This window comes from Stenotrophomonas sp. SMYL11, assembly GCF_036320005.1.
In the GTDB taxonomy this organism is placed as follows: Bacteria; Pseudomonadota; Gammaproteobacteria; order Xanthomonadales; family Xanthomonadaceae; genus Stenotrophomonas; species Stenotrophomonas maltophilia_A.
On sequence record NZ_JAWIRS010000020.1, the window covers coordinates 54,655 to 79,776 of the forward strand.

Here is a 25,122-nt window from a genome sequence, read left to right on the forward strand (position 1 = left end):
CGGCGCAAAAACCAGCGGCGTACAATGGACGGCCCCACGTCATGCAGGTGCCGTCCCTTGTCGTATCCCTATCCGCTGGTCGTGTTCGACCTTGATGGCACGCTGGTCGACAGCGCAGCTGATATCGCCGAAGCGCTGAACCGCACGCTGGAGGACATCGGTGTGGCACGCGTGCCGGAAACCACGGTGCTCGGTTGGATCGGCGACGGTGTGCGCCGCCTGGTCGAACAGGCCGTGCATGCGGCCGGCCGCGAGGTGGACCTGGCCGAAGTGATGCCAGTGTTCATGGTGCACTACCGCGAGTGCCTGCTGCGCAGCCCGCGCCTGTTCGATGGCGTGGCAGAAGCACTGGCGCGACTGCGTGCGCGCAACGTGCCGCTGGCGATCTGCACCAACAAGCCCGAAGCGCTGGTGCCGCCGCTGCTGCAGCATCTGGGTATTGGTGATGCGTTCGCGCTGGTGCTGGGCGGCGACTCCCTGCCGCAGCGCAAGCCCAGTGGTGAACCGCTGCGGCATATCGCCGCGCACTTCGGGCTGCCTGTAGAGGCGTGCCTGATGGTCGGTGATTCGTTGACCGACTACCGCGCTGCCGAAGATGCAGGCATGCCGATCGCGCTGGTGCGTTACGGCTATCCGCGCGGCCTGGACCTGGCCACCGCGCATGCGGTGGCGGTGATCGACGACCTGCGTGAGTTGCCGGGGTTGCAGGGCTGATGCAACGGATAACGCCGGTCGCCGGGCGGTAACCCGGGCCGACGCAATGGGTAGTGGCGGGGGGGGGGGGGGGCCCGCGGGGGGGGGGGGCGGGGGGGGTGGGGGGGGGGGGGGCCCGCCGCCCCCCCCGCCCCCCCCCGCGGGGCCCCCCCCCCCCCCCGGCGGGGCCCCCCCCCCCCCCCCCCCACTACCATGACCGTCGCGGTCACTTCGGCTGGTAACGCACGCTCAGCTGGTACTCGCGGCCGGGCTGGTTGAACCACGCCACGGTCTCGTAGCGGCGGTCGAACACGTTGGCGGCACGTGCCAGCAGCGACCACGACGGCGTCAGCGCGTACTCGGCACGCAGGTCCAGCGTGCCATAGCCGCCCACCTTCACCGTGTTGGCGGCATCGTCGTAACGCTTGCCCGCACCCTGCACGGTCAGGCCGGCGCGGAAGTCGCCGAAGCGGCGGTCGATGTCCAGGCGTGCGGTCTGCTGCGCGCGGCGCGGCAGCCAGTTGTCGAACTGGGTGCTGCCGTGGGTGCGGTTGCGTGGATCGGTGTAGCTCAGCTGCGCATTGATGTCGAAACCGGCCAGCAGCACGCCACCGGTCAGCTCGGCGCCACGGATGCGTGCCTTCTCCACCTGCTGCATTTTCATGGTGGACGCATCGTAGGTGATCAGGTCATCAATGCGGGTCTCGTACACGTCCAGGCCCCAGTGCCAACCCTTGCCGTGCTGCGAAACGCCGAGGTTTGCGCTCTTGGACTTTTCCGGGTTCAACGTCGGCACGCCGCTCCACGGGTCATACAGGTCACTGAAGGTCGGTGCCTTGAACGCGGTGCCGTAGCTGGCATTGACGCGCAGGCCGTGGCCCAGCTCCATCGCCCAGCCAACGCTGCCGGTGGCGTGATTGCCGAACTGCTGGTTGTCGTCATTGCGTGCGCTGGCCTGCAGCTGATGGCGGCCGAAGCGACCCTGGTACTGCACGAACACGCCGGTGTTGCGGCGGCTGTCGACGAGATACCCGGCGCTGCTGCCGTCCAGGTTGTCTTCGCTCCAATCCACGCCTGCACTCAGCAGTTGGCCCTCGGCCACGCCGAAGTCGCCCTGCAGCGAGGCGCTGTCACGATGGGTCTGGGCGCTGCCGAATACTCCCGGTGCGCCGAAGTTGTCCGACTCGTTGTCACTGCGGCCGACGTTGGCAGTGAATGCCAGGCGTTCGGACGGGGTGTAGCGCACTTTGCCGGCGAGCACCTGCTGGCGGGTTTCCGAATAGTTGTAGTAACCGTCGTAGTGGTTCTTGCCGTCGGCGCGCAGTGCGCTGCCTTCCACGGTCCACTGGTCGTTGAAGCTGTAGCCGCCGCGCAGGCTCTTGGACAGGTTGCGGTAGCCGTCGCGGTCGTGCTCGTCGGCAAAGCAGCCCGCGGTGAACACCGAGGCGGAGCCGCGGCAGGCATCGATGCCGTCGGAATGCTGGTAGGCGATGTCGGCGCCGAACCAGCCGCGTTCGGTGCCACCGCCGATGCCGCCGCTGGCTTCGCGCAGGCCGTTGCTGCCGCCACCGAGCTGGAAGTGCGGGGCGAAGTCGCCTTGGTTGCGGCGGGTGAAGATCTGGATCACGCCACCGATGGCGTCGGCGCCGTACAGGCTGGACTGCGGGCCGCGTACGATTTCCACGCGTTCGATCTGCGCCAGCGGCAGGTCCTGGTACATGGCCAGGCCGAGGTCAGCGCTGTTGATGCGCACGCCATCGACCAGCACCACGGTGTGGCTGGAGTTGGTACCGCGCAGGAACAGCGAGCTCTGCTTGCCGAGCCCGCCGGCATTGGTGAGGTTGATGCCGGCGCGGCCACGCAGCAGTTCCTGCAGCGAGGTCGCCTGGCTGGATTCGATCTGCGCGCGGTCGATCACCTGTGCCGGCGCGATGCTGTCCTGCAGGGCGATCGGGGTGCGGGTGGCGGTGACCAGGATCTGGTCGAGCGCAGTGGTGTCCTCGTTGGCCTGGGCCAGCGCGGGCAGGGCGGCCAGCACGGCCAGGGACAGCATTCGGGACTGCAGCTTCATGGGGGACTCCAGGTGCCACGCACGCCCGCGTGGCGAAGGGGAGGAGCCGCGAAGGCAGGCATGCGCCGACGCCGCAGCGCAGGCTGCGGTCATCCAGCGCCATGCCCACCGCATCGCGACCTGAGGCTTCCGGGCCGGTCTCCGGGCTCGCCGCCGGGTGGCGCGAGGCCACCGTCCAGGCGCCTTCCCATGCCTGCGGCACAGTGGCGGTGTTGCCTGGAACTGACGTGCTTACCGTTGCGGGGGCAGCGCCGGCCTGGCGTGGAACCACGCGTCACCGGCTTCCCGTTTCAACCTGCCGGCCGTGGCCGCAGGTCACCTGGAAGTGCGCGCAGTCTACGGCATCGCCAGCTGGTAGAGTGAGGAGCGTCGCATGCGCATCTGGTTGGAACCTGGAACATGATTGCAAAGGATCGCCTGCAGTTCCTCGATTCTCTTCGGGGTTTGGCTGCCGTCTACGTTGTGTTGTTTCACGTCCAGTCGATGCCGGCGCCGACGCTGACTGTCGCTGGTTGGTTGATGCCCGTTCTGCAGCTGGGGGCCACGGGTGTCGCACTGTTTTTTGTGATCAGCGCGTTCTCCCTGTGTTATACCCAGCCTCGTCACAGAGCCAGCGGCCGGCCGTTGCTGAGTTTCTACCTGCACCGCTTCCTGCGCATCGCACCGCTGTTCTATCTGCTGCTGGCGTTCTCGATCTTCCGCGATGGCCGGGGCAGCCATGCCGGCCACCCGTGGGCCGAAATCGTTGCGAACGCCACATTCACATTCAACCTGTTCCCCGGCTGGGAGCAGGGCATTGTATGGGCCAGCTGGGCGGTTGGCGTGGAGATGTTGTTCTATGCGATCTTCCCTGTGCTGTACCTGTTGGTGGATAACGGCCGTCGGGCCTGGATGCTCCTCCTGGCGCTGCTGGGGCTGGCGGCGTTGGCCGGGACAGGTACGCTGGGTGCACGCGCGGAGGCTTCGCTGGGCGGCTATGGCTGGCTGACGCACGCGCCGGTGTTCGCTATGGGGTTGGTGGCGTTCCACGCGTACAACGCAATCTCGCAGCTGCCACCGGCGCGGGCGCGGTTGTGGGGAATGGCACTGAACATGGCCGGTGTCCTGCTGCTGTTGCTGGTCATGGCTGGAATCGCAGCTGGCTGGAGCGGGGCAGGACAATGGCAGCTGGCCGGGCTGGGCTATCTGGCGTTGCTGTTGGGTTGCTCGCAATGCCCGCCGCGGTTGCTCGTCAACCGGGCGACGGCCTGGTTGGGTACGGTGAGCTACTCGCTCTACCTGGGGCATCCCATTGTGATCGCTGTGCTGGGGCCGGTGCTTCGCCGGCTGTTGGCGGTCGTTGGAGATGGGACAGCCGGCTATCTGCTGTGCGCTGCGCTGGTACTGGCAGTCGCAATGCCGTTGGCTGCGCTGGGGCATCGCTGCATCGAAGCACCGATGATCCGGCTGGGCAAACGCGTGATGGCATCGCTGTCCGAATCACGTGCAGAGCCCTCTCCCAGGCAGGCTGAGGGCGGCCCACGCTAGAATGGCGTGCCCCGCTACGGGGACGCTGTCCGGAAGTGGTGTTCATGATGTTGCTTCAATCGTCCATTTTTTCTGCGCTGTGCGCGATGCAGTCGCGGGCTAGCGCCTCGTGCATGGTTGCACTGCTGTGATCCTCGACCTGGTCCGCCATGCCGGCAACGGTCGCGATGAGTTCCTCGATGGCCGCAGCGATCCACCGCAGCTGGCCCGCCTGCCGCAGGAAGTGGTCGACGCCTACGCTGCGCAGCCCTGGGAGCGGGTGATCAGTTCGCCGCGGCTGCGCTCGCTGCACACGGCGATGGCCCTGGCCACTCCGCGTGGGCTGGACGTGGAAGCGGACGAGGAATGGGAAGAGCTGGATTTCGGTGATTGGGACGGGCAGTCGCTGTTCGACCTGCCGGAGGACGCACTGGCGGCCTTCCATGCCGACCCGCACGCGTTCCCGCCGCCGAACGGCGAAAGCTGGGGCCACTTTGAGCGGCGCATCGCGCGCGCGCTGGATCGCCTGCTTGATGATGACGATCCGGTGCCGACGCTGGTGGTCAGCCACGGCGGCCCGCTGCGCATGGTGCTGTCGCAGGTCTGCGGCCTGCCGATGTCGCTGTGCTGGGCCCTGCGTATTGACCACGGCACGCGCCTGCGGGTGTGGCTGGAGCGCGGCGAGGTAGGTCTGGTGGGCGAGCTGCTGGAGCTGCAGCAGCCCTGACTGCACTCGCAGGGCATGACCTGGCGCTACCGATCCCGCATCACAGTGGTAGTGCCGGCCGCTGGCCGGCATCCCCAGCAACGCGGAGGCCTCAATCCTCGTCCGCGCGCTCGGCCACGCTGTCTTCCGCGTCATCGTCGGCATCGAAGCGCTGCTCATGCACCGGGCCCGAAGCGGGGCCGGCCGCCTTCAGCGGATGCGCGGCGATGCGCGCTTCGTAATCCTGCACCAGCGCCTCACGCTGCGGCTCGCTCAGTTCCTGCCAATGGCAGTCCAGCAGCGCGCCTTCCAGTGAATAGAGCAGGTTCAAGCTGGGCTTGAAGCCGGCGCGCTTGACCTTGACGAAGGCACCGACCGCGCCGATCGCAACCAGATCCTCGCGGCTGCGCAGGCCGACCTGACGCAGCCACGCCGCACTCTTCGGGCCGATGTTGCGCAGCTTCGGTGCGCTCATCCCAGCGCCTCGACGAACACGCGGGCGATGGCTTCCAGGCCGGCCTGGTCGTCGGCATCGAAGCGGCCGACTTTCGGGCTGTCGATGTCGAACACGCCGATCAGTTCATCGCCGCGCAGCAACGGCACCACCAGCTCCGAGCGCGAGGCCGAATCGCAGGCGATGTGGCCGGGGAAGGCATCGACATCATCCACGCGCTGGGTCACGCGCTGGCTGGCGGCGGCACCGCACACGCCCTTGTCCAGCGGGATGCGCACGCAGGCCGGCAGGCCCTGGAACGGGCCGACCACCAGTTCCTTGCCGTCGTACAGGTAGAAGCCCACCCAGTTCAGGTCGGGCAGAGCGTGATAGACCAGTGCGGAGAGGTTGGCCGCGTTGGCGATGCGGTCGGACTCGGCGTAGACCAGGCCGCGGGCCTGTTCCAGCAGCTGGGCGTATTGTTCCGGCTTGCTGCCGGTGAGCGAGGCATTGGCGAACATGCCCGCAGTCTAGCAAGCGCGCCGGGCCGGCGATAATGCAGGCTCTGTTGCCCCGCTGGAGCTTTTCGATGCCGTTGCCCGCCACGCTGCCGCCTGCCCTGTTCGTCACCGGCACCGATACCGAGATCGGCAAGACCGCAGCCAGCACTGCGCTGCTGCATGCGCTGCGTCGGCGCGGCCTGCGCGCGGTCGGAATGAAGCCGGTGGCCAGTGGCAGTGAGGATCTGGGGCAGGGCCTGCGCAACGAGGACGCGCTGGCGCTGCAGGCAGCCAGTTGGCCGGTGCCGGACTATGCCGACCTGAACCCGTACGCGCTGCGGCAACCGCTGGCGCCGGAGCTGGCCGCTGCCGAGGATGGCGTGCAGGTGGAGCTGGCGCCGATCGTGGCTGCCTTCGAGCGTCTGCGGGCGCAGGCCGATGTCGTGGTGGTGGAGGGTGTTGGCGGTTGGCTGGCGCCGGTCTCGGCCACGCTCGACCAGCTCGACCTGGTGCGCGCATTGCATCTGCCGGTAGTACTTGTGGTCGGCATGCGGCTGGGCTGCGTCAATCACGCACGGCTGACCGCGCAGTCGCTGCAGGCCAGCGGCGTGGAGTGCCTGGGCTGGATAGGCAACCACATCGACCCGGCGATGCAGCGCCAGGATGAGAACATCGCGACGTTGCAGCAGCGCCTGCCGATGCCGTGCTGGGGGCGGCTGCCATATCTGCCGGGAGCGGATGGCGAAGCACTGGCGGCGCATCTGCTCGAATGATCCTGGGTAGTGCCGGCCGCTGGCCGGCACCTGCATCCACCCGGCGATCCGGAGGTTGCCGCCCAGCGACCGGCGTTACCGTGCTGCAGCCGCCAGCTCCTTCGCGATCGTACCCAGCCGCTCCACCGCACCGATGAAGTGCGCATCCAAGGTCTGGCAGCACGACAGCCGCAGGCAGTGGCGATATCGCGCACCACGCGAATACACCTGGCCGGGCATGAACACGATGTCCTCTGCCAGTGCACGTTCGAACAGTTCACGCGTATCCACGCCCGGCAGTTCCAGCCACAGCAGGAAGCCGCCCTGCGGCTCGGTGGCACGGGTGCCGGCCGGGAAGTGTTCGGCCACCAGCTGGCGCAGCCGTCCCACCTGTTCGCGGTATAGCCGGCGCATGCGGTGCAGGTGGTGCTCGTAGCTGCCGGCTTCCAGATACGCCGCCACCGCATCGCCGAGCAGCTGCGGCTCGCCACCGGTGGACTGGAATTTCAGCAGCGCGATGCGCTCGGCGAAGCGGCCGCCATCCAGCCAGCCGATACGGTAATCCGGCGCCAGTGTCTTGGAGAACCCACCGACCACCATCACCCAGCCATCGCGATCGAAGGCCTTCAGCAAGGGCGCCGGCGGTTCGCAGAACTGCAGCTCGGCGTACACCGCATCCTCGATCAGCGGCAGTTGCCGTGCGTTGACCAGCTCGGCCAGGCGCTGTTTGGCGGCGGTTGGCATGGTGCAGCCCAGTGGGTTGTGCACGGTGGGCATCACCACCAGTGCGGCCAGCGGCGTGTGCTCCAGCAGTGCATCCAATGCGTCGACATCCAGCCCGTGCTGCGGGTGGGTGGGCAGCTCGATGGCCTGCAGGCCGAGGTTGGCCAGCAACGGGTACAGGTTGAAGTAGGACGGCGCCTCGATGCCCACCGCATCACCGGGCTGGGTGACCGCGCGCAGCGCCAGCTGCAGGGCCTCCATCGCGCCGTGGGTCAGCAGCAGCCGCTCGCTATGGGTGTGCAGGCCCATGCGTGGCCCACGCCGCACGATCTGGGCCAGCAGCCGCGGTGAACCGTTCGGGCGCGCGTAGGTTTCCACTGTCTGCTGGCCGTGGCGCAGCACCTGCGCGGTATGCCGGGCCAGCTGCGCGCCCGGATAGAACTGGCGACCGCGCGGACCGGCAAAGGCGAGGTCGATCACACCGGGGCGGCGCTGTGCTTCCAGCACGCGCGCCATCAGCACCTGCTGCAGTGGTGCGGTGGGTGCGGACGGGGTATCACGCAGCGAACGCTCTGGCACCGACAATCGCGGTGCCACCTCGAAGCCGGCTTTGGGCCGCGGAATGACCAGGCCGGCGTCCTCCAGCTGGCGATAGGCCGCGATCACCGTGTTCAGGCTGAGCCTTCGCTGCAGGGCCATCTGCCGCAGTGAAGGCAGGCGGCTGCCGACCGGGAGACGTCCGCCGTGGATGGCTTCGGCCAGTTCATCGGACAGCCGTTGGTAGCGGGGTGGTATCATCGCGCTCTGGTCATCTGTATCCATCGAATTTCCCGCCAGCTGGTGCTGTATCCATGATGATGGCGAGCCTAGCATGTCGTTGTCGGCCGGGCCTGATCGGGGCACGGCCGATACTTCCCAAGCGCACGGCTGGATGGCCGTGCGTCTTTTTTTGTGTGTAGAGCCGAGCCCATGCTCGGCTGCTCTTCCGCCAACAGCAGCCGAGCGTGGGCTCGGCTCTACAGAAGAGTGCCGCCGAGCGCCGGTCAGGCCCCGGGAAGATGCCGTCAGCGCATCGGCACCAGCACCGCCTCGCGCCGGTACAGTGCCGGGAACTGCTTGCCCAGTGCGGCCAGCTTCGGTGCGTCGTAGTAGCGGATGTAGGCCGCCTGCGGGTAGTTGGTCATGTAGTTCTGGTGGTAGCTCTCGGCCGGGTAGAAGCGCTGGCCGCTGACCAGCTGGGTGACGATCGGCGCGCGGTAGCTGCCGGCCTGGCCGAGCTGGGCGATGTAGGCGCGGCTGGCAGCCTGCTGGCGTGCGTCGTCACTGAAGATCGCCGATCGATACTGGCTGCCTTGGTCCGGTCCCTGCCGATTGAGTTGGGTAGGGTCGTGCACCACCGAGAAGAACACCTGCATCAGCTGGCCGTAGCTGACCTGGCGCGGGTCGTAGTCGATCTTCACCGCCTCGGCATGACCGGTCTGGCCGCTGCTGACCCGCTCATAGCGGGCATTGGCAGCGCTGCCACCGATGTAGCCGGACACTGCATTGCTCACGCCCTTGACGTGCTGGAACACGCCCTGCACGCCCCAGAAGCAACCACCGGCGAACACCACGCTGGCATGGGTGGCGTCATCGCGGAATGCGGCATCGCCGCTGGGCGCCGGTAGCGCCTTGACCTGCGCGCTGGCTTCCAGCGGTGCCGCGACTGCGCCATGGTCGACCAGCAGCACGCCAGCGATCAATGCAGTAGCCACCAGGCCGGCGACACCGGCGGCGATACCTTGTTCAAAAGAGAGTTTCATCGTGTGCTCCCGTTTCAACCGAAGGTGAAGGCATAGGCCTGCACGCCCGCATCGAGGAATTCGATCTCGAAGCGATGCGAGCCGACCGTGCCGCGCTGGCGCACCAGCTGGTACAAGCGGTGTTCGTTGACCACGCCGCTGCCATCGGCGCCGACATCGCTGCCGGCATCGGCGGCGGGCAGCGGCTTGCCATCCAGCCAGACGCGGAAGCGCACTGGCTTGCCGTCCTCGTTCGGTGCCAGCACCAGGTGCAGGTCACGTGCGTGGAACTGGAAGGCGATGCGGCCACCGGCCTGCTGCAGTTGTGCGGCCTCGTCGGTGACGGTCCAGCACCCGGACAGTCCCCATTGGTTCAACGCCAGAGTGGTGGGCAGCGTGTAGTCGAACGCGGTGTCGCTGCGCTGCCCGCCGGGCGAAGCGAACTGCTCGGCGCGGGCGTGGCCCAGGTAGGTTTCCGGCGAACGCAGGTTGCCCATGTCGGCCTGCACGGCCACGCCCTTCAGGTCGGCGGCAGCGGGATCGGCCGGTGGCGGCAGATTCGTCTGCCCGGCTTCGGTCAGCAGGCGACGGATCATCTGTTCCGAGCGCGCATAGTTGCCTTCGCCGAACTGGTGCCCACGGATGTTGCCCTGCGCATCGACGAAGTACTGTGCCGGCCAGTAGCGGTTGTTGAACGCGCGCCAGATCGTGTACTGGTTGTCGAGTGCCACCGGGTACTCGACCTTGAGTTGCTGCACGGCCTTCATCACGTTGCGTGGGTCACGCTCGAAGGCGAACTCCGGCGTGTGCACGCCGACCACCACCAGGCCGTGGTCGCGGTAGCGTCGCTCCCATTCGTGCACGAACGGCATCGCGCGCAGGCAGTTGATGCAGGAATAGGTCCAGAAATCGACCAGCACCACCTTGCCGCGCAGCTGCTGTGCACTCAGCGGCGGGCTGTTGAGCCAGCCCGTGGCACCGTCCAGCGCGGGCAGGGTGCCCTCCACCGGTAGTGGTGCATCGGCACCGGCATTGGCGCCGGCCATCATCATCATCGGCGGTGCCGCCGGCTGCGCGCCGGGTACTGCGTCCAGCAGGCCTTGCTCGATGCGCGCGGTGCTGACCGTCGAAAGACGGGTCAGCAGGCCGGTATCCCAGCCCAGGCCGATCGCCACCACCGCCAGCAGCGCGGCCACACCCAGCACCTTGCGCAGGACGTCGCCGAGGCCGAGCCGCGCCTGCATGGCGCGGAACACCCGGCCGCCGATCCACACCGCCAGCGCCAGTGCGGTGATCGCGCCCAGCGCATAGGCCAGCAGCAGCGCAGTGGTGCCGACGCTGGCGCCATGCAGGGCGGCGCCGGTCAGCACCAGGCCGAGGATCGGCCCGGCGCAGGGTGCCCACAGCAGGCCGGTGGCGATGCCGATCAGCAGCGAGGTCCATGCACCGCCGTGCCCTGCGGCATCCGCCGCATCGGCACGTGCGCTCAAGCGGGCACCCACGCGCTGGAACGGCGCCAGCAGGTGGTCGGCCAGTCGTGGCCAGAGCAGGGCGACCGCGAACAGCGCCATCAGCAGCAGGGCGATCCAGCGTCCGACCTGGTTGGCCTGCGCCACCCATTGGCTACCCACCGCGGCGAGGCTGGCGACCACGGTGAAGGTCAGCGCCATGCCCAGCAGCAGCGGCAGCGTGCTGCGCAGGAACGGGCGATCGGCGCGCGCGAACACGAACGGCAGCACCGGCAGGATGCAGGGGCTGAGCAGGGTCAGCGCACCCCCGAGGTAGGCAAGCAGCAACAGCAGCATCGTCAGGCTCCGGAAACAGTGGAGGAACCGACCGGTACCCGCCAGCCGTCGGCAGTGCCATCAGTGGCACCGGGAACGAACACCATCGCCGCACCGTTCATGCAGTAGCGCAGCCCGGTCGGGCGCGGGCCGTCGTTGAACACATGGCCGAGATGGCCGCCGCAGCGGCGGCAATGCACCTCCACCCGCAGCATCCCGAAGGTGACGTCGCGGTCTTCGCCGATGGCGTTGTGCAGCGGTGCCCAGAAGCTGGGCCAGCCGGTGCCGCTCTCGAACTTGGTGGACGAGGAGAACAGTGGCAGTGCACAGCCGGCGCAGGCGAAGGTGCCCTGCCGGTGTTCCTTGTTGAGCGGGCTGCTGTACGGGCGTTCGGTGGCCTGCTGGCGCAGTACCGCGTACTGCGCCGGGGTCAGGCGCTGGCGCCACTCGGCATCACTGTGCATGACCTCGAACTGTCGCGACGGGCGCGCTTGGGCGGCGGCGGGGGCGGCGCGGCTGCAGGCCCCCAGGCCGAGCAGGCCGGCGGCGGTGGCAACACCGCCCAGGCCCAGCAGATGGCGGCGGGTGAGGGACATGGCGGACTCCGGGAAGGGGCGACGGGGCCATGCTGCGCCCGCCCGGGTCAACGAATCCTCACGCAGGATTCAATTTTTCGTGAGGTATCGGCGGCCGTCCCGCGCCACAATGCAGCCAGCCTCCCCACTGGCCCCGAGCTGCCGATGTCCACCAAACGCGTGCTGATCGTTGAAGACGATGCCCACATCGCCGACCTGCTGCGCATGCATCTGGGCGATGAGGGCTACGACGTCGCCCATGCCGCCAGTGGCGACGCCGGCCTGCGCCTGCTTGAGCAGGACGGTCCGTGGGATGCGTTGGTGCTGGACGTGATGCTGCCCGGCGTGGATGGGCTGCAGGTGTGCCAGCGCGCACGCGCGATGACGCGTTACGTGCCGATCATCATCATCAGTGCGCGTGGCAGCGAAACGCAGCGCATCGTCGGCCTGGAACTGGGCGCGGACGATTACCTGGCAAAACCCTTTTCGATGCCGGAACTGGTGGCACGGGTGCGGGCGTTGCTGCGCCGCGCCGAGGCGATGGCGCAGAGCGCGCGCATCGATGCCGGCGCGATCGAGCTGGGTGGGCTGCAGCTCGATCCGGTCGCGCGCACCGCCTCGGTGGATGGCAGCGCGCTGGAGCTGACCCCGCGTGAGTTCGATCTGCTGTTGTTCTTTGCCCGTCATCCAGACCAGGTGTTCGCGCGCATGGAACTGCTCAACCAGGTCTGGGGCTACCAGCACGATGGCTACGAGCATACGGTCAACACCCACATCAACCGCCTGCGCAGCAAGATCGAGCCGGACCCGGCCAACCCGCGGCGGCTGCTGACGGTGTGGGGCCGCGGCTACAAGCTGGTCGACCCGGCCGGGGCGGCGGCATGATCAAGCCGAACCTGTGGCAGAAGCTGGCGGTGGTGACCGCCGCGCTGATGCTGATGTGCTGCATGGCACTGCTGGCACTACAGATGCGTGCCAACACCCGCCACGAGCAGGAGGTGGTGCAGCGGCTGTCGCTGGGCCTGGCCGAGCACATCGCCCAGCGCAGCGAACTGATGGACACCAGCGGCATGCGCGATGCTGCGGTGCGCGCACTGTTCGGCCAGTTGATGGCGGTCAACCCCAGCGTCGAGGTCTACCTGCTGGACGACCAGGGCCGCATCCTCGGCCACGATGCGCCCAGTGGCCATCTGGTGCGCAACAAGGTGGACGTAGCACCGCTGCGCCGCCTGCTGTCGGGTGCGCCACTGCCGATCCTCGGCGATGACCCGCGTAGCGCGGACGGCCGCAAGGTATTCAGCGCTGCACCGTTGATCGTGCAGGGCCGCCAGGCCGGCTACGTGTACGTGGTGCTGGTCGGCGAACACCGGCAGATGCTGGCCGACGATCTCGCCGCCGGCAGCCAATGGAACACCACGCTTTGGTCAGTCGTGCTGGTGGGGGGGCTCGGCCTGTTTGCCGGACTGGTGGCGTTCTACTGGGTGACGCGTCCGCTGCGGCGGCTGACCCGACGCATCCAGGCCTTCGACATCGATGCGCCCACGCCGTTGCCGCCGCCGGAGCCGCTGCGCCCCGGTGAGCGCGATGAACTGGTGATCCTGGAACACGCGCACGCGCAGATGGCACAGCGCTTGGGGGAGCAATGGCAGCAGTTGCGCCAGCAGGACCTGCAGCGGCGCGAACTGGTGGCCAACATCTCGCATGACCTGCGCACGCCGCTGTCGTCGCTGCACGGGTACCTGGAAACGCTGGCATTGAAAGACGCCACGCTGTCGCCGGATGAGCGCCGGCGTTATCTCGGCATTGCGCTGGCGCAGAGTGCCAAGGTTGGACGGCTGGCGCGCGCGCTGTTCGAGCTGGCGCGGCTGGAGCACGGCGAAGTGCGCCTGGAGTGGGAAGTGTTCGCGCTGCCGGAACTGCTGCAGGACGTACTGCAGAAATTCGAGCTGTCGGCGCAGGCACGCAACCAGCGCCTGCACGCCGAGTTCCCGCCCGGCCTGCCGCTGGTGCGTGCCGACCTGGGCCTGGTCGAGCGGGTGCTGACCAATCTGCTCGACAACGCGTTGCGGCATGCGCCGGAAGGTGGCCGGATCGAGGTGTGCCTGCGTGCGATGCAGGACAGCGTTGAGGTGAGCGTTGCCGACGATGGCCCCGGAGTAGCTCCCGCGTTGCGTGCGCAGCTGTTCCAGGCGCCGGCCGCACTGGGCGCGCGGCGCGGCGATAACGGCGGGCTGGGCCTGCTGATCGTGCAGCGCATCGTGCAGCTGCACGGGCGCCGGATCGAGCTGCGCGACAGCGAACAGGGCGCGCTGTTCGTGTTTGCCTTGCCGCGCGCGGAACCGGCGGTCTAGCAGGTCGTCTCGCTCTCCACGGCACCGCCGCTTTCCAGCGGCAGGTGCAGGCGGATGCAGGCGCCGCCCAGCTCCGAATCGGTCACTTCAACGTGGCCGCCATGCTTGTCGGCCATCACCTGCACCAGCGCCAGGCCGAGGCCGAAACCGGGGCTGCCCGGATCCAGCCGCACATAGGGTTGCAGTACCTGGCCGCGCAGTTCGGGCGCGATGCCGGGGCCGTCGTCCTCCACCTGCAGGCACAGCCAGCCGTCGTTGACCGTGCTGGCGATACGGATCTGCCGCCGTGCGTAACGCAGGGCATTGCCGAGCAGGTTGCGCAGCGCCAGTTCCAGCATATGCCGGTTGACGTTGACCAGGCCTGTCGGCGACAGCACCTGCTGTACCGGCATCGGCAGCGGTGCGAACTGGGCCACCACGCCACGGACCAGTGCCGCCAGCTGCAGGCGCTGGCGGGTCAGCTGATGGCAACGACCGAGTGCGGCGTATTCGACGCCGGCATCGGTGAGGTGCTGCAGCCGATCAACATCGGTGCGCAGCCCGCCCAGCGCATCGCGCTGTATCTCATCCAGCCCGGTGTCCTCCAGGTCGGCCAGGCCGAAGCGCATCCGCGCCAACGGCGTGCGGACTTCGTGCGCCACCGCCTGCGCCAGCACGCGCTGGCTCTCCAGCAGCTGCTGCAGCTGCTCGGCCATGTGGTTGAAGGCATTGGCCAGCGGCCGCACCAGCGCGGTGCCGGCGCGTGGCGCACGCGTGTCCAGCTGGCCGTCGCGCATCTGCCGCGCGGCCTGCGCCAGCTGCGACACATCGCGCCACAGGCGGTAGACCATTACGTACATCGGCAGGGCTACGGCCACCATCAGGATCAGCAGCAGGATCGCCACGCCGGACACTTCGCTGTCCTGCCAGCCCTCGTCGGGCAGCGCTTCGTCCAACGGCCCCAGCATCACCGCGTAGTCGCTGTCGCCGATCCGCTGCAGGCTGCGCATGTGCTCCAGGTCGATCTGCGCCCGGCCGTTGTTGAACGGCGGTCGCTGGCTGGCCGACAGCGCCTTCTCCGCCTCGGCCAGCGGCACCATCCGCAGGGCATAGGCGAAGTCGGCGTCGAGCCCTCGTGCCAGCGCCGGCCACTGGTCGCGTGGTGTTTCCGCGAAGCGTTGCTGCAGCAGCGCATGGGTGCCACGCATCTCGGCCAGCAGGCTGGCTTCGGTGCGGTCTTCCAGCAGCGCATCCCAGGCCCACAGGCCCAGCACGATCAGCAGCAGGTGGGCGACCAGGAAGCCGATGCCGTAGCGCAGGAAGTGGAAGGCGTGGCCGCGCATCGCCGAGTGCGTGCGCTTCATCCCCATGCCGAGCGGCTGAACAGGTAGCCGCGTCCACGGACGGTCTTGATCCGCTCCGGTTGTTCAGGGTTGTCGCCCAGCTTGCGGCGCAGGCGCGAGATGCGCGCATCGATCGAACGGTCCAGGCCGTCAAAGGCGATGCCACGCAGGCCGCGCAGCAGCGCATCGCGGTCCAGGATCTGGCCGGCGTTGCTGGCCAGCAGGAACAGCAGGTCGAACTCGGCCGTGGTCAGCTCCAGCAGGCCGCCCTGCAGGTGCACATTGCGGGTGGAGGGGTCGATGTTCAGCTCACCGAAGCGCAGGCTGCCGTCGCGCGGTTCGACCCGGCGATGGCGGCGCAGGTGGGCCCGCAGGCGGGCCAGCAGCACCCGCGGTTCGATCGGTTTACCGATGTAATCGTCGGCCCCCAGCTCCAGTCCCAGCACCTGGTCGATGTTGTCGGTGCGGGCGGTCAGCACACAGATGATGCCGTCATAGTGGGGCCGGATCTGCCGACACACTTCGAAACCATCCTGATCGGGCAGGCCGACATCGAGCAGGACCAGGGCCGGCTTCTCGGCCAGGATCCGGGCCACCGCGCGCTCGCCACTGCGCTCGTGGGCCACCTGGTAGCCATGCCGCTGCAGATAGTCGCTGACCATCGTACCCAGGCGGGCATCGTCTTCAACCAGTACGATATCCAGCATTTTCAAGGCCTCCGTGGGCGCAAACGTACCGCCACGGCACGAGCGCGGCGATGCTATCCCAGCCTGCGGGCCGCCCGGGTCCCGGGGGCGGGCGCCATTCAGCCGGGGTTGCTGGCGCTCGGGCCGGGCCTCAGGCCTGGCAACAACTTGGCGTCCAGCATAGCTTGGTGCCGTTACAAAACGTTACCTTCGTGATACGTCTGGTGACCATCGCTGACAGCAAAGCGACTGACGCGGGGCAGGTGGGGCGCCGAGCATGGAGTCTCCTCCGCTCCGCGTGCCGTTCCCATGTCGCTCGCCGCCCCCTGCCTGCTGAACCCGTCCCGCCGCTGCCGCTGCGGAGGTGCCCGATGAGCGGCGTGGTCGGGGCCTGGCTGCCGCCCGCCGAGGACGAACACCTGCTGCAGCAGCTGGCGCCGATGCTGCGCGCCCTGCAGCAGCGTGGCCGGGGCCGCATCGGTTACTGGACCGACGCCGAGGCCGGCCTCGCGCTGGGCCATTGCCGGGCGCCGACCGATACCCCGCTGCAGCCGCTGAGCTCGGACTGTGGCCGTTACGTGCTGTGCCTGGACGGGCGTCTGTACAACCGCGCCGACCTGCAGTCGCAGCTGCGTGATCTGCCGCGCAGCTGCAGCGATGCCCGGTTGCTGCTGCAGGCGATCATCGAGTGGGGTGTGGAGCGGACCCTGTCGCGCATCGAGGGAGCTTTTGGCTTCAGTGTCTGGGACCGTGAGTCGCGTACGTTGTGGTTGGCGCGTGATCCGGTGGGCGAGCGGCCGCTGTATTACGGCTGGTTCCAGGGCCAGTTCCTGTTCGCCTCGGAAATGAAGGCGCTGCAGGCCTTCGCCGGCTTCGCGCCGAGCATCGACCAGGATGCGCTGAGCCTGTTGCTGCGGCACGACTATGTGCCGGCGCCGCACACCATCTACCGGGGCATCCACAAGCTGGTGGCCGGCGCGGTGCTGCGCGTCGATCTGGATGACCACGCTGCCGGCGGTTCCAACCAAGCGGCGGAAGGGGGCGCACGCTACTGGTGCGCACGCGACGCGATGCAGAGCGCATTGCAGGAACCCCTGCAGCCAGCGCCGAGCCTGGCGCAGGCCACCGACCAGCTGGAAGCCGTACTGCAGAGAGCCATCGCTTCACGCATGCACTCGCCACTGGCCTGTGGCGCGTTCCTGTCCGGCGGCACCGACTCGTCGCTGGTGACGGCGATGATGCAGGCCCAATCGACCTTGCCGATCGAGGCGTGGACGGTCGGCTTCGATGATCCCGGGCATGATGAGAGCGACTGGGCCTCGCAGGTCGCGCGTCATCTGGGCGTGCAGCACCACTTGCACCGGATGGACGCGCGGCAGGGCCTGGATCTGCTGCAGCGGCTGCCACAGGTCTGGTGCGAGCCGTTTGCCGATGCCTCGCAGCTGCCGACCCTGCTGGCGAGTGAACTGCTGGGCGCGCGCAAGCCGGTGGCGCTGACCGGCGACGGTGGCGATGAGCTGTTCTTCGGTCATCCCAGCTATGGCCGCGCGCTGCGCAATGCACGCCTCTGCGGTGGCCTGCCGGACTGGGTGCGTGATCTGGCGCGGCGCAGTGGCAACCGCATGAACGTCGAGCGTGGCCGCCTCGGTGGCTGGCGCGCACTGGTGGCCGAGGTTGCCGCCAACGATGTGGAAGGGCATTACCTGCAACGTGTCACCCGCTGGCGGCAGCCGGCGCAGGTGGTGCTGGGGGCACGTGAGCCGATGACGATCTTCCAGCAGCAGGACACCGCGCTGCCGGCCGAGGCGCGCATCCAGCTGTTGGATTTCCGCATGGACCTGGCCGAGGGCATTCTCGCCAAGGTCGACCGTGCCGGCATGGCGGCGGGCGTGGAGACGCGTGCGCCGTTGCTGGACATGGAAGTGGTTCGCCTGGCCTGGCGCCTGCCGCAGCACCTGAAGTACCACGACGGTGAGCACAAGCGGATCCTCAAGCACCTGTTGGCCCGCTACCTGCCGGAACCGCTGGTGTATCGCCCCAAGCGCGGCTTCGGTCCGCCGATGGCGCGTTGGCTGGCCGGTCCATTGCGCGACTGGGCGGAGGCATTGCTGGACCCGCAGCTGCTGCGCAACCAGGGCTGCTTCGATGTGGCACGCGTGCGCGGTATCTGGGAGGCGTTCCTGCGCGGCGAGCGCAAGTGGCACACGCACCTGTGGAACGTGCTGATGTTCCAGGCGTGGCACCAGCATTGGCACGGTAGCCGGGGGCGCTGAGGTTCCTGCGCGGTGTGTTCTGCGTGGCGCAGGGCGGAGGCCCTTGCGTACGAATGTCCTCCGGCGCCGGCCGTTGGCCGTCACCTCCCCCTTTACTTCGTACGCAAGGGCCTCCGCCCCGCGTTCGGAGTTCGTCGGCGCCTCATTGAAAGGCTGCCGCGATCGCTGTGCTCTACTCACCGCAAGCCGAGCCTCGTCGGGGAGGGCAGGGGTCTGGGCAAAGTAAAGGAGGAGGTGACGGCCAACGGCCGGCGCCGGGGGACATTTGCCCAGGCCCCTGCCCACCCCGGCGGGGCCCCTCAGCTCGCAGAGAGTCCAGGCGAAGTAGCGCTTTGGAATCCGAACGCCAGGCAAAAAAAAGACCCGGCAGAGGGAGGGATCTGCCGGGTCCGGATTGCGTGGGGGGAGGGACCCACGCAATGAGCGTTGCGTCGCGTCAGTGGTTGCTCGCGTCCGCCGTTGATTCGTTGTAGCCCTGCACCAGTTCGGACCATGCCTTGCTGGCCTGCAGGCCGAGACCGACCACGTCCTGTTGGGCCTGGCCCAGCCGCTGCAGGTTGTCCTGCCACAGCTGCGCACCCTTGGAGAGCGTCCCGGCCGCATCCTCGCCGCGGGCCAGTTCACCCAGCCAGCCGCCGGTCGCGGTCAGGTTGCGCTCCATCACCTTCAGCTGCACGCCGAACATGCTTTCCGCGTTCTCCAACGCCAACCGGTTCGCACGCGTTGCTGCGGCAGCGAGCTGGCGGGTGGCATCACTGAAGCGATCGCTGAAGGCGGTGGCCATGGGGGCGTCAGGGAGTGGCTTGATGCAATGCAGCATACGCCCTTGATGCGGCAATGCAACAAAAATAACAAAGGCGCCCTGGGCGCCTTTGGAAATCCTTTCAGATCAATGGGTTGATCAGGTGGCCGGGCCGCGATAGCGGCAGCCGGAGGTGCAGGTTTCGTGCACGGTGATCTCGCTCAGCGCCGGGAGGCTGGGCTTGAGCTCGTTCCAGATCCACACCGCCAGGTTCTCGCTGGTCGGGTTCTCCAGGCCTGGGATGTCATTGAGATAGTGATGGTCCAGGCGGTCGTAGATCGGCTGGAAGGCCGCCTTCACGTCGCCGAAATCCATGATCCAGCCGGTCTGCGCGCCGGGCTCGCCCTCGACCTTCAGTTCCACCCGGAACGAGTGGCCATGCAGGCGCGCGCACTTGTGCCCCGGCGGCACGTTGGGGAGGCGGTGCGCCGCCTCGAGCATGAAGACTTTGAAGATTTCCATGGCGCGATTGTACGCCGCAGGTGGCCGGCCAGCCTGAGCGGATGTTGGACTTTCGTGAAGTAAGTCTTTCCATCCGGATGAAGAGATGATAGTTTCTCTTATATCCGTATGAAGAGATGTTATTGGCTGGACCCCGGCCAGGCATGGACTACTGCGGAACTTCGTCGCCCTTACCACCTCCCCCACATCGTCATGCCCAAGCACACCCTGCTCGTGGCGGCCCTGGCCGTCGCTTTGGCCGCGCCTTTGTCCGCCGCCGCCGAAACCTCCGCCGACGCCAGTGGCGAAGCCAGCACCCTGGCTGCCGTGCGCGTCACCGGTTCCAACATCAAGCGCACCGATACCGAGGCCTCCAACCCGGTGCAGGTGATCGGCCGCCAGCAGCTGGAACAGACCGGCAAGGCCACCGTGGCCGACGTGCTGCGTTCGATCTCGGCCAACACCGGCAACGCCAGCAACGAAACCACCAACAACGGCTGGGCCTCCGGCTCGGCCGGCATCGGCCTGCGTGGCCTGTCGCAGAAGAACACGCTGGTGCTGCTCAACGGCCGTCGCCTGGCCAACTACGGCTTCCCGGCCGGCGGCCTGTCCGACACCTTCGTCGATCTCAACGCGCTGCCGCTGGTCGCGGTCGAGCGCATCGAAGTGCTCAAGGACGGCGCCTCGGCGGTGTATGGCTCTGATGCCGTGGCCGGCGTGGTCAACATCATCACCCGGCAGAACTTCGAAGGCGCCGAGATCGGCGGCAGCTTCGGCGGTGCCGACCAGGGCGGCCTGCACGAGCAGAACCTGAAGTTCGTCGGCGGCCTCGGTGATCTCGATACCGACGGCTACAACATCCTCTTCAGCCTGCAGGGCTACAACCGCGAACGCCTGGATCAGGACGAACGCAACCTGACAAAGAGCGGCATCTACACCGACAAGCCCGGCGGCCGCTGGAACGGCTGGTCGGCCAAGGGTGCGCGCTACCTGGTCAACGGCGTGTCGGTACCGATGCTCGATGCCAACGGCAACTGCCCGACCGGTACCACCCGCGTTGCCAGCGCGCCGATCGACGGCCTGGCCGGTGATACCTGCGGTTTCAACCAGGCGCCGTTCACCACGCTGATTCCTTCGACCAAGCGCTACCAGGCCTATGCCAACGGCACCTTCCGCCTGAACGACAACGTCGAAGCCTTCGGCGAAGTGCTGTACAGCCAGATCAAGAGCACCGCGTGGTTTGGCAGCAGCCCGTTCTTCACCCTGGAGAGCGGCCGCTTCGCATTGAACGCGGACAGTGGCCTGGCCGAGCCGGTGCCGTCGCTGCTGCCGGCCAGCAATCCGTACAACCCGTACGGCCGTGCGATCCCGATCGAATACACCTTCTTCGACCTGGGCGGCACGCTCAAGACCAACCGCTCCACCGCCTACCGCGGCGTGTTCGGCCTGCGTGGCACCACCGCGAAGTGGGACTGGGAAATGGCCGCGTTCGGCGCGCGCAGCAGCGAGCGCGAGAGCGTCTCCGGTGGTTTCGCCAACCGCTGGGCGCTGGCCGATGCGCTGGCCTCGGGCAGCTACAACCTGCTGAATCCGGCGGCGACGCCGCAGTCGGTGCGCGACTCGATCAACATCGCCACGCTGCGTCCGGCCGAGTCCAAGCTGCAGGGCATCGATGCGAAGATTTCCGGCAGCCTGGGCCATACCTGGGCCGGCGAGATCGGCTTCGCCGCCGGTGCCGAGTGGCGCCGCGAGAAGCTCGATTCCAACAACCCGTGGCAGATCGACGCCGGTCTGCAGGTGCGCCCGGCCATCGCCGAAGTGCACGGCAAGCGCCAGGTCAGTGCGGCCTACGCCGAAGTGAACGTGCCGCTGGCATCGACGCTGGAGCTGTCCGCTGCCGCGCGCGCCGATCACTACGATGATTTCGGCGATGCGTTCTCGCCGAAGATCGGCCTGCGCTGGCAGCCGCTCGACTTCCTGCTGGTGCGTGCCTCCGCCTCGAAGGGCTTCCGTGCACCGTCGCTGTCGGAAAACTCCAACAGCACCAGCATCGCCTACGGCAGCGTGGTCGATCCGCGTGATCCGGACGTGCCGGGCTCGCGCCAGAACCCGACCTTCTTCACCGTCGGCAACAACGAACTGAAGCCCGAGCACACCAAGAGCGTGAACTTCGGCGTGGTGCTGTCGCCGTGGGCCAACACCAACCTGAGCGTGGACTACTACCGCATCCAGCTGGACAACCTGGTCGGCACCAACAACACCCAGACCCTGGTCAACGACAATGTGGCCGGTGCGGTGCAGCGCGATGAGCGCGGCAAGCTGCAGGCGGTCTACAACCGCTACCAGAACCTGAGCGAGCTGAAGACCTCGGGCATCGACGTCGAGCTGCGCCAGCGCATCCTGACCGCTGCGCTGGGTGACTTCACCGTGTCCTCGGCCTACACCCACGTGCGCGACTACCGTCGCCCGACCGTGGTCGGCGGCCCACTGGTGGACTACGCCGGCAGCAACCTGGGCGCGACCCTGCCCAAGGACAAGGCCACCACCACGCTGGACTGGAAGTACGGCGACTTCAACGCAGCCGTGACCTGGTACTACACCAGCAGCTACCGCCAGGAAGCCAGTACCGCCGCCAAGGCCGTGCAGCAGCGTGTCGGCAGCTACAGCCAGTACGACCTGTACCTGGCCTACACCGGCATCGACAAGCTGACCGTGTACGCCAAGGTGCAGAACCTGGCCGACAAGACGCCGCCGTACGACGCCTCGTTCCCGGGCATCCGCGCGCCGTACGACTTCAGCCAGTACGACCTGCGTGGCCGCTACTTCACGCTGGGCTTCGACTACCGCTTCTGATCCATCCGCCGCAGCCGGTCACCTGAAGGGACCGGCCGCGCGACTGTCTGCCGTTGTGTTCCAGGGGAGTCATCGTGTCCTTGCATCGTCGTGCCGTTCTTCCGTTGCTGCTTGCCGCCGCCACCGCACTGTCCTCGCTGCAGCCGGTGCAGGCACAGAGCGCGTACTTCTTTCCGCAGGTCACCGACGCAGCGGCGTTCGATGCAGCGGTGCCCACGCCGGAGCAGTTCCTCGGCTACCCGATCGGCAGCCGTTACACCCGGCACGACCAGTTGGTGGCGTACTTCCAGGAACTTGCGAAACGCTCGGACAAGATCAGCGTGCGCGAGATCGGTCGCAGCTATGAGGGCCGCCCGCTGCTGATCGCCACCGTCACTGCCGCAGGCAATCACGCGCGGTTGGAACAGATCCGCCAGCAGCACGCGACCCTGGCCGATCCGGCGCAGCCGCGCAGCGCCGCCGGTGACAGCCCGGTGGTGGTGTGGCTGGGCTACAGCGTGCATGGCAACGAGACCTCCAGTGCCGAGGCGGCGATGCTGACGGCCTACTACCTGGTGGCCAACCGCAGCGCCGAAACCCAGCAGTGGCTGCAGCAGGCAGTGGTGCTGTTCGATCCGGCGCAGAACCCGGATGGCCGCGATCGTGCCGCCAACTGGCACAACGCGTGGGCCTCCGATCCGGCTTCGGCCGACCCGGCCGACAAGGAACACGTCGAGCCGTTCCCGCAGGGCCGCACCAACCACTACTTCACCGATCTCAACCGCGACTGGCTGGCCCTGACGCAGCAGGACTCGCGGCCGAAGGTAGAGGTGTTTCATCAGTGGTATCCCAACGTGCAGATCGACTTCCACGAGATGGGCAAGGACAGCACTTATTACTTCGAACCGTCGCCGAAGAGCATGCACAGCCCGCTGATTCCGGCGGCGTCATACGAGTTCAACAAGACCCTGGCGAAATACCACGCGCAGGCGCTGGATGCGCTGGGGTCGCTGTACTACACCGGCGAGAATTTCGACAACTTCTCGCCGGTGTACGGTTCCACCTATCCGGACTTCCACGGCGCCGTCGGCGTTACCGTCGAGCAGGCCAGCTCGCGTGGCCGCGTACAGGAATCGGTGAATGGCCTGCTGACCTTCCCGTTCACCATCCGCAACCAGGTCGCTACCGGGCTGGGCACGGTGCGCGGCGCGGTAGCCGAGCGCAGTGGCCTGTTCGACCTGCAGAAGCAGTTCTTCCAGAGCGCGTTGAAGCAGGCCGCACAGCAGCCGGTGAAGAGCTTCGTATTCGGCGATGCGCATGACCCCGCATTGACCCGTCGTTTGCTGGAACTGTTGCTGCTGCATCGCATCGAGGTGCGCGCGCTGGATCGTGACGTCACTGTCGATGGGCAACGCTTCGATGCCGGCAACGCTTACGTGGTGCCGGTGCAGCAGGCGCAGTTCCGTCTGGTGCATTCGATCTTTGCCGAGACGCCGCCGATCAAGGGCGATGTGTTCTACGGCAGCACCAGTTATGCCATCGCACCGGCCTACGGTGTGGCCTTCGCCGGTAGCCGCAGCCGTATCGACGGCGGTGCACGCGTGACAGCGCCGGCGGCAGAGCCGGGCGCGGTACTGGGTGGCCAGGCAGGATTCGCCTACGCGATCGACTGGCGCGACTACAACGCCGGGCGCGCGTTGGCTGCGCTACAGGGCAAGGGCGTGAATGCACGCGCGGCATTCCAGCCGTTCACCACCGTGACGACGCAGGGCGAGGCCAGCTTCGCCGCCGGCAGCCTGGTGATTCCCGTGGCCGGGCAACCACTGCAGGGCACGGCGTTGCTTGAGGCAGTGACGTCTGCCGCACGCGAGGCAGGTGTGCAGGTGCACGCGCTGTCCAGTGGCCGCAGCCGCGAAGGCATCGACCTCGGCAGTGACGGCGTCAAAGCGCTGCGCAAGCCGTCGGTGGCACTGGTGATGGGCGAGGGCGTGGCCGCCACCGAAATTGGATCGGCGTGGTTCCTGTTGGACCAGCAGCTGCGGTTGCCGGCCAGCAAGCTGGATCCGCAGCAGCTGGGCAAAGTGCCGCTGGACCGTTACACCACCATCGTTTTGTCCGGCGGAACCTATACCGGCGTTGACGTGACGGCAGTGGCGGCGCTGAAGCGCTGGGTACAGGCCGGTGGTTCGTTGGTGACGTACGGCGGTGCCTCGAAGTGGGCGATTGAACAGAAGCTGGCCGACGGCGAGAAGCTTGGCAAGGAAGAAGAAACCGCTGACGAGAGCCGCCGTGCGTTCGGCGACCAGCGTGACATCGCTGCGATCGAGCGGGTCAGCGGCAACATCCTCAGTGCAGACGTGGATACCAGCCATCCGCTGGCGTTCGGCGTGCCACGCCGGCAGCTGGCAATCAACAAGGAAAACACGGTGACGTTGCAGCCGAGCGCGAACCCGTTCTCGACGGTGGTGCGCATCGACACGCCGCCGCGGGTGAATGGTTACCTGTCCGAGCGCAACCGCGCGCGGGTGGCCGGCAGCGCGTGGCTGCTGGTGTCGGCGCAAGGGCAGGGCAACGTGGTGCTGTTTGCCGATGATCCGGCACATCGCAAGTACTGGCACGGCACGGATCGATTGCTGATCAACGCGATCTTCTTCGGCAATCTGGTGAATCCGGGTAAGGCGCGGGGTTGAGGCGTTTGGCGCCGAGTTGTTGCTGGGTTTGGGAGGCAGGGGGCCTCAGCCAGCACACGCCGTAAACCCATCCCTGAAGTGACCCCCGGGAGTTGGACACCAGATCCAACCCCGAGGGATACATGAACAGATACGACGCGCGTTTCAAACTGCTGGTCGCCAAGGAGGCCTGCAAGACCTCCACATCGGTCAAAGCCATTG

20 protein-coding genes and 1 riboswitch are annotated in these 25,122 nt (G+C 67.6%); of the genes, 9 read left to right on the top strand and 11 right to left on the bottom strand.

All coding sequences use genetic code 11. From position 1 onward, the window contains the following. The first annotated feature begins 57 nt into the window (after positions 1–57). Complete coding sequence (gene gph / locus V3B46_RS19980) at positions 58–714, top strand: phosphoglycolate phosphatase (RefSeq protein WP_329892714.1); 657 nt, start codon at positions 58–60, stop codon at positions 712–714. A 205-nt stretch (positions 715–919) separates the two neighbouring features. Here gph and btuB read toward each other — a convergent pair whose 3' ends face one another. Beyond that, entirely contained in the window at positions 920–2,764 is a 1,845-nt protein-coding gene (gene btuB, locus V3B46_RS19985) for a TonB-dependent vitamin B12 receptor (RefSeq protein ID WP_329892715.1), read from the bottom strand. A 115-nt stretch (positions 2,765–2,879) separates the two neighbouring features. Next, a riboswitch (cobalamin riboswitch) is annotated at positions 2,880–3,102 on the bottom strand. Between the two features lie 61 nt (positions 3,103–3,163). Between btuB and V3B46_RS19990 the strand changes: the two genes are divergently transcribed. Together V3B46_RS19990 and V3B46_RS19995 are read left to right on the top strand one after the other, a co-directional pair. After that, complete coding sequence (locus V3B46_RS19990) at positions 3,164–4,291, top strand: acyltransferase family protein (RefSeq protein ID WP_329892716.1); 1,128 nt, start codon at positions 3,164–3,166, stop codon at positions 4,289–4,291. 127 nt (positions 4,292–4,418) lie between these two features. Next, positions 4,419–4,997, top strand: coding sequence for a histidine phosphatase family protein (locus V3B46_RS19995; protein WP_154262183.1), 579 nt, complete (start codon positions 4,419–4,421; stop codon positions 4,995–4,997). A gap of 91 nt (positions 4,998–5,088) precedes the next feature. Here V3B46_RS19995 and V3B46_RS20000 read toward each other — a convergent pair whose 3' ends face one another. Both V3B46_RS20000 and V3B46_RS20005 read right to left on the bottom strand, forming a co-directional pair. Further along, a complete protein-coding gene (locus V3B46_RS20000; protein ID WP_032128727.1) occupies positions 5,089–5,451 on the bottom strand; it encodes a TfoX/Sxy family protein in 363 nt (120 codons plus the stop codon). Further along, positions 5,448–5,930, bottom strand: a complete 483-nt coding sequence (locus V3B46_RS20005; RefSeq protein ID WP_004140850.1) for a GAF domain-containing protein — start codon at positions 5,928–5,930, stop codon at positions 5,448–5,450. The genes V3B46_RS20000 and V3B46_RS20005 overlap by 4 nt, the downstream gene beginning before the upstream one ends. Before the next feature lie 68 nt (positions 5,931–5,998). Here V3B46_RS20005 and bioD point away from each other — a divergent pair, with 68 nt between their 5' ends. Beyond that, positions 5,999–6,682 (top strand): dethiobiotin synthase, encoded by a 684-nt coding sequence (gene bioD, locus V3B46_RS20010; protein ID WP_329892717.1) that lies wholly within the window; start codon positions 5,999–6,001, stop codon positions 6,680–6,682. Positions 6,683–6,757: 75 nt separating this feature from the next. On the opposite strand, the gene V3B46_RS20015 is transcribed toward bioD, so the two are convergent. The 4 genes from V3B46_RS20015 to msrB all read right to left on the bottom strand — a co-directional run bounded on the left by V3B46_RS20015 (position 6,758) and on the right by msrB (position 11,545). Then, the gene (locus V3B46_RS20015) at positions 6,758–8,206 is read right to left on the bottom strand and encodes an aminotransferase-like domain-containing protein (RefSeq protein ID WP_154262187.1); all 1,449 of its coding nucleotides are present in this window, start codon (positions 8,204–8,206) and stop codon (positions 6,758–6,760) included. A 242-nt stretch (positions 8,207–8,448) separates the two neighbouring features. Continuing rightward, a complete protein-coding gene (gene msrA / locus V3B46_RS20020) occupies positions 8,449–9,186 on the bottom strand; it encodes a peptide-methionine (S)-S-oxide reductase MsrA (RefSeq protein WP_329892718.1) in 738 nt (245 codons plus the stop codon). Between the two features lie 14 nt (positions 9,187–9,200). Next, complete coding sequence (locus tag V3B46_RS20025) at positions 9,201–10,970, bottom strand: cytochrome c biogenesis protein DipZ (protein ID WP_329892719.1); 1,770 nt, start codon at positions 10,968–10,970, stop codon at positions 9,201–9,203. A gap of 2 nt (positions 10,971–10,972) precedes the next feature. Next, complete coding sequence (msrB, locus tag V3B46_RS20030) at positions 10,973–11,545, bottom strand: peptide-methionine (R)-S-oxide reductase MsrB (RefSeq protein ID WP_329892720.1); 573 nt, start codon at positions 11,543–11,545, stop codon at positions 10,973–10,975. A gap of 144 nt (positions 11,546–11,689) precedes the next feature. Between msrB and V3B46_RS20035 the strand changes: the two genes are divergently transcribed. Together V3B46_RS20035 and V3B46_RS20040 are read left to right on the top strand one after the other, a co-directional pair. Next, positions 11,690–12,409, top strand: coding sequence for a response regulator transcription factor (locus V3B46_RS20035; RefSeq protein WP_329892721.1), 720 nt, complete (start codon positions 11,690–11,692; stop codon positions 12,407–12,409). Further along, on the top strand, positions 12,406–13,875 hold the full coding sequence (locus V3B46_RS20040; RefSeq protein ID WP_329892722.1) for a sensor histidine kinase: 1,470 nt from the start codon (positions 12,406–12,408) through the stop codon (positions 13,873–13,875). Before V3B46_RS20035 ends, V3B46_RS20040 begins: the two co-directional genes overlap by 4 nt. Here the strand turns inward: V3B46_RS20040 and V3B46_RS20045 are convergent. Then, positions 13,872–15,218 (bottom strand): ATP-binding protein, encoded by a 1,347-nt coding sequence (locus V3B46_RS20045; RefSeq protein ID WP_329892723.1) that lies wholly within the window; start codon positions 15,216–15,218, stop codon positions 13,872–13,874. The two genes, V3B46_RS20040 and V3B46_RS20045, sit on opposite strands and share 4 nt — an antisense overlap. Further along, the gene (locus tag V3B46_RS20050; protein ID WP_010484092.1) at positions 15,215–15,904 is read right to left on the bottom strand and encodes a winged helix-turn-helix domain-containing protein; all 690 of its coding nucleotides are present in this window, start codon (positions 15,902–15,904) and stop codon (positions 15,215–15,217) included. Before V3B46_RS20050 ends, V3B46_RS20045 begins: the two co-directional genes overlap by 4 nt. A 350-nt stretch (positions 15,905–16,254) precedes the next feature. Between V3B46_RS20050 and asnB the strand changes: the two genes are divergently transcribed. Beyond that, the gene (gene asnB, locus V3B46_RS20055) at positions 16,255–18,156 is read left to right on the top strand and encodes an asparagine synthase (glutamine-hydrolyzing) (RefSeq protein WP_329892724.1); all 1,902 of its coding nucleotides are present in this window, start codon (positions 16,255–16,257) and stop codon (positions 18,154–18,156) included. Between the two features lie 436 nt (positions 18,157–18,592). Here asnB and V3B46_RS20060 read toward each other — a convergent pair whose 3' ends face one another. Both V3B46_RS20060 and queD read right to left on the bottom strand, forming a co-directional pair. Further along, a complete protein-coding gene (locus tag V3B46_RS20060) occupies positions 18,593–18,940 on the bottom strand; it encodes a phasin family protein (protein WP_154262196.1) in 348 nt (115 codons plus the stop codon). A 117-nt stretch (positions 18,941–19,057) separates the two neighbouring features. Further along, entirely contained in the window at positions 19,058–19,420 is a 363-nt protein-coding gene (gene queD, locus V3B46_RS20065; protein WP_014035871.1) for a 6-carboxytetrahydropterin synthase QueD, read from the bottom strand. Positions 19,421–19,612: 192 nt separating this feature from the next. Here queD and V3B46_RS20070 point away from each other — a divergent pair, with 192 nt between their 5' ends. Next, positions 19,613–22,252: a TonB-dependent receptor plug domain-containing protein gene (locus V3B46_RS20070; protein WP_329892725.1), complete on the top strand. Its 2,640-nt coding sequence runs from the start codon at positions 19,613–19,615 to the stop codon at positions 22,250–22,252. Positions 22,253–22,326: 74 nt separating this feature from the next. Further along, the gene (locus V3B46_RS20075) at positions 22,327–24,921 is read left to right on the top strand and encodes a M14 family zinc carboxypeptidase (RefSeq protein ID WP_329892726.1); all 2,595 of its coding nucleotides are present in this window, start codon (positions 22,327–22,329) and stop codon (positions 24,919–24,921) included. Positions 24,922–25,122 lie beyond the last annotated feature (201 nt).

Coding starts and splice junctions, on each gene's coding strand:
- btuB (WP_329892715.1), bottom strand. CDS start 2,764: ATGAAGCTGCAGTCCCGAATGCTGTCCCTGGCCGTGCTGGCCGCCCTG.
- V3B46_RS19990 (WP_329892716.1), top strand. CDS start 3,164: ATGATTGCAAAGGATCGCCTGCAGTTCCTCGATTCTCTTCGGGGTTTG.
- V3B46_RS20000 (WP_032128727.1), bottom strand. CDS start 5,451: ATGAGCGCACCGAAGCTGCGCAACATCGGCCCGAAGAGTGCGGCGTGG.
- V3B46_RS20005 (WP_004140850.1), bottom strand. CDS start 5,930: ATGTTCGCCAATGCCTCGCTCACCGGCAGCAAGCCGGAACAATACGCC.
- bioD (WP_329892717.1), top strand. CDS start 5,999: ATGCCGTTGCCCGCCACGCTGCCGCCTGCCCTGTTCGTCACCGGCACC.
- V3B46_RS20015 (WP_154262187.1), bottom strand. CDS start 8,206: ATGGATACAGATGACCAGAGCGCGATGATACCACCCCGCTACCAACGG.
- msrA (WP_329892718.1), bottom strand. CDS start 9,186: ATGAAACTCTCTTTTGAACAAGGTATCGCCGCCGGTGTCGCCGGCCTG.
- V3B46_RS20025 (WP_329892719.1), bottom strand. CDS start 10,970: ATGCTGCTGTTGCTGCTTGCCTACCTCGGGGGTGCGCTGACCCTGCTC.
- msrB (WP_329892720.1), bottom strand. CDS start 11,545: ATGTCCCTCACCCGCCGCCATCTGCTGGGCCTGGGCGGTGTTGCCACC.
- V3B46_RS20035 (WP_329892721.1), top strand. CDS start 11,690: ATGTCCACCAAACGCGTGCTGATCGTTGAAGACGATGCCCACATCGCC.
- V3B46_RS20040 (WP_329892722.1), top strand. CDS start 12,406: ATGATCAAGCCGAACCTGTGGCAGAAGCTGGCGGTGGTGACCGCCGCG.
- V3B46_RS20045 (WP_329892723.1), bottom strand. CDS start 15,218: ATGAAGCGCACGCACTCGGCGATGCGCGGCCACGCCTTCCACTTCCTG.
- V3B46_RS20050 (WP_010484092.1), bottom strand. CDS start 15,904: ATGCTGGATATCGTACTGGTTGAAGACGATGCCCGCCTGGGTACGATG.
- asnB (WP_329892724.1), top strand. CDS start 16,255: ATGAGCGGCGTGGTCGGGGCCTGGCTGCCGCCCGCCGAGGACGAACAC.
- V3B46_RS20060 (WP_154262196.1), bottom strand. CDS start 18,940: ATGGCCACCGCCTTCAGCGATCGCTTCAGTGATGCCACCCGCCAGCTC.
- queD (WP_014035871.1), bottom strand. CDS start 19,420: ATGGAAATCTTCAAAGTCTTCATGCTCGAGGCGGCGCACCGCCTCCCC.
- V3B46_RS20070 (WP_329892725.1), top strand. CDS start 19,613: ATGCCCAAGCACACCCTGCTCGTGGCGGCCCTGGCCGTCGCTTTGGCC.